The organism is Frankia umida (genome assembly GCF_023242945.1).
In the GTDB taxonomy this organism is placed as follows: Bacteria; Actinomycetota; Actinomycetes; order Frankiales; family Frankiaceae; genus Frankia; species Frankia umida.
In genome coordinates this window covers 133591-144475 of record NZ_JALKFT010000015.1, presented here as the reverse complement: position 1 = coordinate 144475, position 10885 = coordinate 133591, and the positions used below count along the sequence as shown (strand labels likewise).

The following is a 10885-nucleotide window of genomic DNA, read 5'->3' as shown; positions in this document are numbered from 1 at the left end:
GGCGAGGTCGGGGAGGTAGGCGTCGGGGCTGTCGGCGGCCAGCTGCCGGCGGAGGTTGACGGCTTCCTGGGCTGGGGCGAGTGCCTCCGCCCGCCGCCCGGCGGAGGAGAGTCGGCCGGCGAGGTTGTTGTGGAGGCGGGCGAGTTCGGCTGCCTGCGGGTAGGTGATCTGCCCGTCGGTGGTGCGTATCCGTTCGGTGTGCTGGCTGAGGTTGTGGGCGGTGAGTTGAACGGCGAAGGTCAGCAGGTTCGTGGTCGAGGTGGGTAGTGCGGCTTCGACGGGGGCCAGGTCGTAGCCAGCGGGGATCTTGGCCAGCAGGGGGCTCGTCGGGGTGGGGCCGCCGTCGAGGAGACGGGCGATGGTGGGGTGGCGGGTGGCGGTGCGGGTCAGGACGGTGAGCATCCGCTGCACCTGCTCGGCCGTCGGCGGGCCCGCTTGTTCGTCGGTGAGGACCTGGAAGGGCAGGGTCCGGGTGGCGGGCAGACGGTCGTCGACGAGGGCCTGGTGCAGGACGCGGGCGACGAGTTCCTCGCCGAGCAGGTCGGGTTGCAGGGGCGGCAGCCAGCCGTCGGTGCTGTCCGCCGGGGGATACAGGTCGTGCAGCCAGCGGGCGATCGGGTTGGTCTCCAGCGGGTTTTTGAGGGCGAGGGCGGCGGACAGGACGGTGGTGGCCTCGTGCCGGTTGGCCGCGCCGAACAGGGTCGCGGTCGCTACTGCCAGCTCGACCAGCCGGCGCCCTTCTGGTCCATCGGCGTGCTGGTGGAAGGCTTCCCGGGTCGCCGGGTAGAGCTTGCTGGCCGCGTCGTCCGAGTAGAGCCAGTGGTGGCGGCACTCCAGATCCAGGATTCGGCCGACCAGATCGGCCGCCCGTGGCTGGGCGGGCGGCCTACTCGGCCCGTTCGGCCGCGGGTGCTGGCCGGGGCTCGCGGTGGGCAGCAGCGCGCAGACGGCGGCGATGTGCAGCATCAGCGCCGATCCGAACTCGCCCTTTTCCAGCAGGGACGGCGGTGCCGGGTCAGGGACGAACGGCAGGCCGCGCGTCGCGGCGAACTCCCCGACTGGTGCGCGCAGCGCTTCCGCGACGGCGGTGAACGTGGAGCGGCGGCCTTGTTCGGTCGGTTCGAGCAGATCCAGTGTGATCGGCTCCGGCGGTACCTGGACGCCGACGGTTTCCAGGCGGGACAGCAGGCCGTGTGCGCTGTCGGTCCACCAGTCGCCGGCCGCGCGGGCCAGCAACAGCAGCCGCCACGGGATCTCACCGCCAGCCAGCACATCGACCAGCGGCTGCAACGCGGCGGCGCGATGTTCGGCCGCGTAGTCGACGATCAGCAGCAGGCGGCGGCCGCTCACCCGGGCGGCATCGACCACCTCCCGCATGGTGTCGAGGCTGCCCGGGCCGCGGAACAGGCCGGTCAGCCAGCCGCCCTGGGCGTCCAGTTCGTCGGCGAGCTGGCGGGCGAGGCGGGTCTTGCCCTGCCCGGCGGGCCCTGTCATCAGCCAGGCCGACCGTGCCTGCGACGAACCGCACCAGGCATGCAGGTTGTGCCGTTCGCTGGTCCTGCCCCGAAAGTCGGTCAGTGCGGCATCCGCTCGCAGCAGCCCGGCGACCGAATCTGTCACGGTCCTGCGGCGTGGTGACACCGCTTCCAGCCGGCGCTGCGCGGTGTCGGCGACCGCGTCCGCGACCGGCGGGAAACGCCGGGCGAGATCGTCCAGGCGGGTCGCGTAGACGATGCCGCCGAGTGCCGTCCACCTGGTCTCGTCCCCCGGCGGATAGGCACGCACCATCCCGACGGCCACCGCACCGTTCTGGCTGGTGGTCACCGGGCCGTCGGTGCTGGTGGCTGTAGGCGGCTCGTGGAGGACGGGCCCGCCGCTGTGGCCCTTCGGGCTTTCCGGAGCCGCCGCCCCCAGCGCCCCCAGCAGCAGCTGCAACGCCGGCGCGGGCATCCCAGCCTGGCTGACCTGCCCGTCCGGGTCGTCGACCGTCCCGCTGAAAACCGTCCCGTCAGGGTTCCCGGCGCTGGCTGGGAAACCCTCCGTGCGGATATCCCAACCGAACCGGACCGCCGTCACGCCGAGGGGCACCGCGACCCGCGTCAGCAACTCGGTCAGAGCCCGCGAATCCTGGGCGCTGGCAGCCACCCGGGCCGTGTCCAGGGCGAGCACAGCCCCATCCAAAGCCTCGTCCACGTCGACGACCCGCAGGGGGACGAACACATACCGCCCGCCGCCCGGGTGGCCGCCGCTGCCGCTGCTTCTACCGCTGCCGGGCCGCAGGCGAAGCCACAGTGGCTCGTCGGCCAGGTCCCGCACGCAGTGCGCGGCCGTCAGCACATGTCCGTGTGCGATGACGAAACCTGTCCGGAACTCCTCGTCATACGCGGTCTGATCCGGTGTCTCGCCGACCAGAAGCCGGCCAACCCCCGCGAGCATGTCAGCGGCCGCGGATCAGACGACCGGTAGGCCGGACGGCGCGGCGAGCGGCGGGTCGGCGGGTGGGTTGGCCGGTCGGCGGGCCAGGGAGACCGTGACCTCCACCGCGGCCTCGCCCTCCACCGACAGCACCGCCTCGATGGCCTTACCGGCACCCGCGGTCAACGTGACCCCGAACGTGACCTCGACCGTCTCGACACCCAACTGCCCTGGGGCCGGCTCGACCAGACCCGCCCCGTCCAACTGCCGGGACACCTCAGCCGCGACCAGACTGATCTGCGCCGTCACCGCCGTCACCGCGGCCCGCACCGCGTCCTCACCCCGCTGCACCACCCGCCCCCGCCGGCGATGCGACCCCGATGCGTCCTCGAACGGAGACCCACCCGGCACCGGCCGCCCCGGCGCCACGGGCACAGCCGCCGCGGGCACCAGTGCCACACCCACCTCGGACGACCAGCCTCCGAGCTCCCCAGCTTCGTCCATAACGGCCCCCCGACCACACCCGCGGCATCACCGCCCGCACCCGACCAGACGCGCCCAGCATCCCACAACCACCCCATCAACCCACCCAGCCATCCCAACACCCTGTCGAAACAGCCCGCGAATCGCGCAACCCGACCAGCCGCCCACCGGTCAGCATTCTGGTGAGGAAGGCGTCGCTGCTGGAGGCAGCCCTGTCGACGAGGGCCGCGAGGCTGTCCACGTCAGGACGTTTTCCCTGCCCGGAATGGCACCTTTATCCGGCCAAATTCAACATGTAGCGTACGCTTACAGAAGGCGAATCTGCCATGCTGCGGCCAATTTGACTCTAAAGCGTCACTTGCGCATCCGCGAACGAACGATCGCGTGGATGTGACCCAGCACTTAGACCAAGGAGTCACCCATGGCCAACCACAAGGTGTATCGGGTCGTCCCCAAGGGCGGCTGGTGGCAGATCAGGCATGAGGAATCGTTCATCTCCACCCATCGCGCCAAGGACGAGGGCGTCAGCATCGCCCAGAAGCTGGCGATCAAAAACCAGCCCAGCCAGCTGCTTCTCCAGCGGGCTGACGGCACGACCGAAACCGAGTGGACCTACGACGAAGACCAGCTTGCGCCCAAGGTCTGACCGGCGATGAGGCGGGCGACCGCCACACCGGGATCCGGTGGGTACGTGAGGGAATAGCGAGATCACGAACTGCTTTTTCAAGCAGTCCGACATCAGGCGCAGCCCGAAGGCCACCGGTGGCCAGGCAGCGAGTCACAAGCAGTCGTAGTAACGTGCTTTGAGCACGGTTCCGTCCACTCCCTCATGGTCTGGGCGGAACCGGATGCGTTATGCATCTGGTTTTCTTTTCGTTCGCTCCGGTGCCTCGGTGAACTCTCCCGAAGCCGTTGACGCGCTGGATTCGGCAGGTCGAATCGGGGTGATACGGCCCTGGCCAGCAAGGAAAACTGGGACGCCATCGCGGAGACCAGGTAGGTCACGTCGGTCCTGAAGTCGATCTCGGCATCCGCGTCGCGTCCGTGGCGATCTTGCCGTCGAAGCCGAGGACCTCGGACCCCCGCGCCGAGTCGCATGCCCACGTGAGGCACGCCCGCAGGCACGGCCGCCCGTCAATGGCGCACCGACAATCCGGATCAGGCGGTAGCCCAACCAGCCGTACCCGGCCCACCGGGGGCCATCGCCCCAACGCCCCACAGCGGCCCGCCGGTCGGGGGCTTCGGGAGGCATCGTCCCCGAAAAACACTGCGGCCCGCCGGGAAGCCACCCAGAGGGCGGCGACCACGGCGGGCCAGCGAGTGGAGGTGAGGGGACTCGAACCCCTGGCCTCCTCCGTGCGAGGGAGGCGCTCTACCAGGCTGAGCTACACCCCCTGGAAGCAACTGAAGCTTACAGGACGGCGGGGCTTAGATGACGAGCACCCCTCGCTGTCGGCAACGGGGTCGGTTGCAGCGGCAGCGGCTGGGTCCCCGGGACGCTCGGCAGTTCGGCGATCAGATGGTCGAACAGGTCGGCGGCGTCCTCCGGGGGGAGCAGACCGGCCTCGTGGCCGCTCCAGCCCCACCGCCGGGCGCCGTCGAGGACGATCTCCCGGTCGGGGCCGGTTTCGCCGGGGAAGGCGATCACGGCGTCGTCGGACGGAGGCGGGCCGTCGAGGGGACGGTGCCGCCACAGTTGCAGGGCCTCTTCGGGGCACCACGTCTCGTCCCGGATGGCCAGCTGCCACGCCGCCCGGCCGGGCCGGTACACGGCCAGGCGGATGGACGTCCCGCGGCAACGAAAGTGCAGGCCGAGGCCATCGCGGCGGACTCCGCGCAGGTCGACCGGCACGGCGCAGCTCGCGGGGCAGACGAGGTACCCCTCGGCTCGCAGCCGGTTCGTCCACGCCTTGAAGGACACGTCCTTGGCGGACACAGCTGACGCTGCCTTCCTGGTCGGGCTGGGTGATGTCGGGCGTAACGCCAACGCCAACGGCGACGCCAGGACCGGTCGCGGCGGTCCTGGTCAACGGCCGGGTCTGCTCCAGGGGCCGCGTCTGCTCCAGGGGCAGCGCCGCCTCCAGGAGCAGTGCCTGCTCCAACGGCGGCATCTGCTCCGACAGCGGCGCGCGGACCTGTGACCAGGCCACCCGGGTGGTGGCGCCAACATCGAGGATCGACGTCGGCGCGTCACACGTGTGGTGGCGTAGCCGAGAGGTGGCGGTGGACCAGCTGAATCCCTCGCGCCGCGGCGGCCCGCGCTGTCAGCTAGCGGGCCGCCGGGCTCGTCATGGCGGGGACGAGCCTCAGAAGGCGCGAGGGCCGGGACAAGCTGGACAGCCCGGACAACAGGAACAAGCTCCAGCGCTACAGACAGTGCGCCACGCCCAGTGGGAGGCGGGGCCGTGCTGGAAGCGGAGCGTCACCCTTCTGATTATGCACGGCGACGGGTATGCGCGAGGTCACGTGACGACTGGGGTGCTGGTCGGCGGTCATATGCCGGACTGGCCACGGCAAACCAGACAAGTAGGACGGATTTGCGCTAACGGCCTGGCCCGGTCGACGCGATCCGGACGTCGCCGGCAACCGGATGGTCCGAACGGGCGAGACAAGCAGCCGCTCCGTGGGATCGGCGATAGTCACAAGAGGGAAGGCAGATAACGGGGGGTGACGATTCGGCGGGTGGCGGCGGAGGAGGGTGCGGTGACCATGAGCGTCGACAACGGGAGTTTCGCGGATCGTCGGGACGCCGGACGCCAGCTCGCGGCCCGGCTGCGGCACCTGCGGGGGCACGACATCGTCGTGGTGGCGCTGCCCAGGGGCGGCGTGCCGGTCGGGTTCGAGGTGGCACGGGCACTCGGCGCACCGCTGGACGTCCTGCTCGTGCGCAAGATCGGGGTGCCGCGGCAACCCGAACTGGCGATGGGCGCGATCGCCGAGGGCGGTATCCGGGTGGTCAACGACGAGACGGTCTGGCTGGCCCAGGTGGACCAGGCGCAGTTCGCCCAGGTGGAGGCCGAGGAGCTGGCGGAGCTGGAACGCCGCGGCCAGCTCTTCCGACAGGGACGTCCCCGGATCGGGCTGTCCGGGCGGATGGCCCTCGTCGTCGACGACGGGATCGCCACCGGCGCCACCGCCCGCGCCGCCTGCCGGGCGCTGCGGGCGGCCGGGGCGCAGCGGATCGTCCTGGCCACCCCGGTGATCGCCCACGACCGCGTCGACCAGCTGCGGGCGGACGCCGACGAGGTGATCTGGGTGCACGCTCCCCAGGAGTTCGTCGGGGTCGGACAGTTCTACGCTGACTTCACCCAGACCTCCGACGAGGAGGTCGTCGCCCTGCTCCGGCAGGCGTCCACGACGGGCCCGTCCGGGTGGGCGACGGATGTGGAGATCACGCTCGCGGACGTCCGGCTGCCGGGCCGGCTGGCGCTGCCACCGTCGCCGCGCGCGGTGGTGGTGCTCGTGCCCGGCAGCGGCTCTGGGCGCGACAGCCCACGTGGGCGGTATGTCGCCGAGGTCCTCACCGCCGCGGGCCTGGCGACCCTCCTGCTCGACCTGGCCGTCCCCGCGTCGCCGGCTCTCCCGTCGACCCCGCAGGGCCTGGACTTCGATCTGGCGCTGCTCGCCGGTCGGCTGACCGCGGTCGAGGCGTGGCTGGCCGCGCGACCGGAGACGGCCGGGCTCCCGCTGGGTCTGTTCGGCGCGAGCACCGGAGCCGCGGTCGCCCTGGCCGCCGCCGCCGAACCCGCCAGTCGCGTGCGCGCCATCGTCTCCCGCGGCGGCCGGCCGGACCTCGCCTGGACACGGCTGTCCGCCGTGCGCGCGCCGACCCTGCTGATCGTCGGCGAACAGGACACGCGGGTGCTCGAGTCGAACCGTTGGGCGCGCCAGCGCCTCACCGGCTGCGTCCACCGACTCGACCTCGTCCCCACCGCGACGCACCTGTTCAGCGAGCCGGGCACGCTCGCCCAGGCCGCACGACTCGCCCGCGACTGGTTCCTCGACGCCTTCCCCGACGCCCCCGATGGCGAGGCCGAGGCGGGCGCGGATCGGTGATCGACCACGGGACGAGCGTCCATCGAGATGCGTGCCGTGTGTTGTCGTGCGACTACGTGGTGGAATCGGGGGAAGGACGTGGACGTGGCCGCGTGGCCGGTTCGCGCGGTGTGCAGAGCCCGATCGGAGGGGGAGACAGATGGTCTACGTCGGCTCGATGATCAGCAGGCCGCCGGTGACCGTGCCGCGGACCACCACGATCGGCCAGGCCGCGCGGGAGATGGCCCGGACGGGGGTCGGCGCCCTGCTGGTGGTCGACAACGATCGGCTCGTCGGCATCGTCACGGACCGCGACGTCGTGATCCGGGGGGTGGCCCGGGGGGTCGGGGCCGACGGCCGCATCGACGCGTTGATGACCACCGATGTGATCACCATCCCGGCCGGGATGGGCGTCGAGCGTGCCTACGAGATCTTCCACGACCACGCCCTGCGGCGGCTGCCGGTCCTCGACGGGCGGCGCGTCGTCGGCATCGTCACCGTGGACGACCTGCTGATCCGCAGTGAGCGGCAGATGGCCGACCTGGTCCACGCGGTGCACGACGAGACGTTCGCACCGCACCGCGAACCAGCATCCCCCGTCGTGACCAGCCATCCCGTGGGACGGACCGGGCCGGGTCTGGCAGTGGGCGGCCACGCCGCCCGTCGAACGGCCATGGTCGCTGGCCCGAACGGGGGGTCCGGGGAGACGGCGTCGATGGTCCGGGTCTCCGGGTCACCGGTGTTTCCACGGCGGACCGGGATGCTGCGGGCGCGCCCGGGCGACACGCTGATCATCCACAGTCATGTGCCGCGGACGGCGGATCGGTCGGGGCAGGTCTGCGCCGCCCACTCGGACAGCGGTGACCCGCCGTTCGCCGTGCGCTGGAGCGACACCGGAGCCGTCAGCTTCGTGTTCCCGGGCCCGGACGCCGAGATCCGCCACCGGCCAGGGCCAGCAGCATAACGGCCCCGGGTGGCGGCCGGCGCCGACGGGTGATCAGACGGGCGGGGCGATCTGGTGGCCGCCGGCCAGGGCGATCGTGCGGTCGGCGAGGACCTCGGCGTCCATGGGATCGTGCGTGACGATCAGGACCGGCGCGGACAGCGTCGGCAGGACGCCGCGTAGGAACGTTCGGACCTCGGTGCGCGTCGAGGTGTCCAGCGCCGACAGGGGCTCGTCGAGCAGCAGCAGCCGTGGCCGGGTGACGAGCGCCCGGGCGAGTGCCACCCGTTGGGCCTGCCCGCCGGAGAGCGCGGCGGGTCGACGGTCGGCCAGGTCGCCCACGCCGAAACGGGTCAGCCACGACTCGGCCTCCGTCCGGGACCCTCGCCGTCCCTGACGCAGGCGGGAACGCAGGCCGAACGCGACGTTGTCACGGGCCCGCAGGTGCGGAAACAGGAGGTAGTCCTGGAACACGACACCGACCGGACGTTCCTCGCACGGCACGAAGCGGCGTTCCCGCGGGTCGTCGAGCACCTGGCCGGCGAGCGTGATGCGTCCGGCGTCCAGGGGGAGCAGGCCGGCGAGCGCGCGCAGCAACGTGCTCTTGCCCGCGCCGCTGCGGCCCAGGACGGCCACCACCTCACCCTGCGCGACGCGCACCTCGACGTCCAGGAGGAACATTCCGCGGCGCACGACGATCCGCGCGTCCAGACCATCGCCCTCGCCGAAGCCACCCGTATCGCCCGCCCCACCAGCGGCCGCAGCGGACTCACCGGCCTCACCGGGGGCGGGGGGTCTCGTGGGGTCGGTGGGCGCGTTCGCCTCCGGACGGGCTGTGCTCATCGTGGTCCCCCTGAACCGTCCGAGTGGGTGTCGTCGCCCTCGGCAGTCGTGATCATGGATGTGTCGGCGGCAGCGGGTGGGTCGGTGCGGCCGGCCCGCAGACGCATGATCAACCGGGTGCCGGGCAGCCACCGGGCGCGCAGCGCCACCAGAACCGTGACGCAGACCGCCAACAGCACGAGGGAAAGGGCGATCGCCGCGTCCGGGTCGGTCTCGAGCGCCAGGTAGACGGCCAGCGGCATCGTCTGGGTGGTGCCGGGGAAGTTGCCGGCGAAGGTGATCGTCGCCCCGAACTCGCCGAGGGCGCGGGCCCAGCACAGGGCGGTGCCGGCGGCGACCGCGGGCGCCACCAGGGGGACGGTCACCCGGCGGAACGTCGTCCAGTAACCGGCGCCGAGGGTGGCAGCGGCATCCTCGAAGCGGCGGTCGGAGCTGTTGAGCGCGCCTTCGACCGAGACGATGAGGAACGGCATCGCCACGAACGTCTGCGCGACCACGACACCGTTGGTGGAGAACGGCAGGGTGAAACCGAACCAGCTCTCCAGCGACTCGCCGACCAGCCCGCGCCGCCCCAGCACCAGCAGCAGCGAGACACCGCCGACCACCGGCGGCAGCACCAGCGGCAGCGTGACCAGCGCCCGCAGCAGGGTACGACCCGGAAACCGGGTGCGGGCCAGCAGCCAGGCCAGCGGAACGCCGAACACCAGCGACAACACCGTCGACTCGGTGGACGTGCGCAACGACAGCAACAGCGCCTGGCGGACGCTCCTCTCGCTCAGCAGATGCGCCAGCCCCGTCCACGGCGCGCGGATCAGCAGGCCGACCAGCGGCAGCAGCAGGAACAGCACCGCGATCGAACCCGGCAGCCACAGCACCCACGGCACCCGTTTGCGGGTCTCCCGCCGCTGACCGGACCGGCGGGCCGGATGCGGCCCGTCGGAGCCCGCCGGCTCGCCGGTCTGCGCCGGCGGGCCGGACCACGACAGGGAAGCGTCAGTCGTCATCGCCGGCGAGGTGCCTTTCCCGAGTCCGAGGCGAGGTGGTCAGCGGCGGTCGGGCATCTCGATGACGACGTTGGTGGACTTCACCGCCCCGACCGCGAGCACACCGGGCTCGAGGCCAAGCTCGTCGGCGGCCTCGCGGCTCATCAGGGACACCAGCCGATGCGGCCCGGCCTGGATCTCGACCTGGGCCATGACCGTGTCGCGGGTCACCCGGGTGATGATCCCCGGGAAGCGGTTGCGGGCCGACTCCGCCACGACGGGAATGGACGCGCTAGCCTGTTCACCAGCCATGTCCTTGGCGAACTCGGCCAGGTTGGTGCCCTCCACCGCCCGACGACCCGCGTCGTCCAGGACGGTGGGCAGGCGGCCGCTGTCCGCCCAGCGGCGGACGGTGTCGTCGCTGACACCGAGCAGGGCTGCTGCCTCGCTGATCCGAAATCTTGGCATACCTGCGATAGTAACCCCGTAGGTTCGGCTAATTCCGCTTGGGTTACCCGATTTTGCGGTGATTTCCGTCGTGTATCAACCGCTTCTGCGGATTTCTTATGGCGGTGGATCTGCCCTGCGACGAAACGTTTGCGTTACATTCTACTGACCGTGTGTCGATCTCTGGCCCTGGAGCTGCCGTGACCGATCCCGATCGTCCGTTCGCTGTCGCACCGACCACCCTGGGCGCGCCGCCCGACCGGGGTGGCTCCTCGGGCACACCGACCCGGATCAACGTCCGCGCGCTGCTGGTCGAGGGTGACCGGATCATGCTCACCAACGTGCGCGGCCAGAAGACCTTCCACCTGCCGGGCGGCCCGGTCGAGGCCGGCGAGACAGTCCAGGTCTCCCTGCGCCGTCAACTCGACGAGCAGGCCGACATCGAGGCCAACCACGTGTCGTTCGTCGGCTGCGTGGCCGGAACACGCGTCGAGCGGGGCACCGCCGTCGGCGAACTCGACGTCATCTTCTCCGTCGACCGCTCGTGGGGCGCCGAGTTCGGCAGCCGGCTCGACCATCTGGATGTCATCTCGACCCCACTGAACACCCTCGGCGAGCTGCAACTACAGCCGCAGGCCCTGCGCACGCTGATCCCCGACTGGCTCGCACACGGCCGTCCCGCCTGGCAGGGCGCCCCCGCCATCCGCTGATCACCGGTGTCCCGCGGGACGTGCGT

The 10885-nt window shown here is 71.4% G+C and carries 11 protein-coding genes and 1 tRNA gene; 5 read left to right on the top strand and 7 right to left on the bottom strand.

The features are described from left to right. Together MXD59_RS16090 and MXD59_RS16085 are read right to left on the bottom strand one after the other, a co-directional pair. Nucleotides 1-2436 (bottom strand): trypsin-like peptidase domain-containing protein (locus MXD59_RS16090; RefSeq protein ID WP_248825527.1); only part of this gene is annotated, 2436 nt, incomplete at its 3' end. 15 nt (nucleotides 2437-2451) lie between these two features. Continuing rightward, complete coding sequence (locus tag MXD59_RS16085) at nucleotides 2452-2919, bottom strand: hypothetical protein (protein WP_248825526.1); 468 nt, start codon at nucleotides 2917-2919, stop codon at nucleotides 2452-2454. A 400-nt stretch (nucleotides 2920-3319) separates the two neighbouring features. Between MXD59_RS16085 and MXD59_RS16080 the strand changes: the two genes are divergently transcribed. Further along, nucleotides 3320-3544, top strand: a complete 225-nt coding sequence (locus MXD59_RS16080; protein WP_248825525.1) for a DUF2188 domain-containing protein — start codon at nucleotides 3320-3322, stop codon at nucleotides 3542-3544. A 675-nt stretch (nucleotides 3545-4219) separates the two neighbouring features. Here MXD59_RS16080 and MXD59_RS16075 read toward each other — a convergent pair. Beyond that, a tRNA-Ala gene (locus MXD59_RS16075) sits at nucleotides 4220-4293 on the bottom strand. A gap of 16 nt (nucleotides 4294-4309) precedes the next feature. Continuing rightward, nucleotides 4310-4834: a hypothetical protein gene (locus tag MXD59_RS16070; RefSeq protein ID WP_248825524.1), complete on the bottom strand. Its 525-nt coding sequence runs from the start codon at nucleotides 4832-4834 to the stop codon at nucleotides 4310-4312. On the opposite strand from MXD59_RS16070, the gene MXD59_RS16065 reads away from it, so the two are divergent. The 3 genes from MXD59_RS16065 (at nucleotide 4824) to MXD59_RS16055 (ending at nucleotide 7897) form a co-directional block, all read left to right on the top strand. Then, a complete protein-coding gene (locus MXD59_RS16065; protein WP_248825523.1) occupies nucleotides 4824-5039 on the top strand; it encodes a hypothetical protein in 216 nt (71 codons plus the stop codon). The genes MXD59_RS16070 and MXD59_RS16065 overlap by 11 nt on opposite strands. Nucleotides 5040-5580: 541 nt before the next feature. After that, complete coding sequence (locus tag MXD59_RS16060) at nucleotides 5581-6954, top strand: phosphoribosyltransferase family protein (RefSeq protein ID WP_308301722.1); 1374 nt, start codon at nucleotides 5581-5583, stop codon at nucleotides 6952-6954. Nucleotides 6955-7093: 139 nt separating this feature from the next. Beyond that, nucleotides 7094-7897: a CBS domain-containing protein gene (locus MXD59_RS16055; RefSeq protein WP_248825522.1), complete on the top strand. Its 804-nt coding sequence runs from the start codon at nucleotides 7094-7096 to the stop codon at nucleotides 7895-7897. A 33-nt stretch (nucleotides 7898-7930) separates the two neighbouring features. Here the strand turns inward: MXD59_RS16055 and MXD59_RS16050 are convergent, their stop codons facing one another. Genes MXD59_RS16050 through MXD59_RS16040 form a run of 3 tightly spaced genes read right to left on the bottom strand, consistent with a single transcriptional unit; the run spans nucleotide 7931 to nucleotide 10170 of the window. Beyond that, nucleotides 7931-8719 (bottom strand): ABC transporter ATP-binding protein, encoded by a 789-nt coding sequence (locus MXD59_RS16050; RefSeq protein ID WP_248825521.1) that lies wholly within the window; start codon nucleotides 8717-8719, stop codon nucleotides 7931-7933. Then, the gene (locus MXD59_RS16045; RefSeq protein ID WP_248825520.1) at nucleotides 8716-9723 is read right to left on the bottom strand and encodes an ABC transporter permease; all 1008 of its coding nucleotides are present in this window, start codon (nucleotides 9721-9723) and stop codon (nucleotides 8716-8718) included. The genes MXD59_RS16050 and MXD59_RS16045 overlap by 4 nt, the downstream gene beginning before the upstream one ends. 39 nt (nucleotides 9724-9762) lie before the next feature. After that, nucleotides 9763-10170: a TOBE domain-containing protein gene (locus MXD59_RS16040; RefSeq protein ID WP_248825519.1), complete on the bottom strand. Its 408-nt coding sequence runs from the start codon at nucleotides 10168-10170 to the stop codon at nucleotides 9763-9765. Nucleotides 10171-10349: 179 nt separating this feature from the next. On the opposite strand from MXD59_RS16040, the gene MXD59_RS16035 reads away from it, so the two are divergent. Further along, nucleotides 10350-10859, top strand: coding sequence for an NUDIX domain-containing protein (locus MXD59_RS16035; protein WP_248825518.1), 510 nt, complete (start codon nucleotides 10350-10352; stop codon nucleotides 10857-10859). Nucleotides 10860-10885 lie beyond the last annotated feature (26 nt).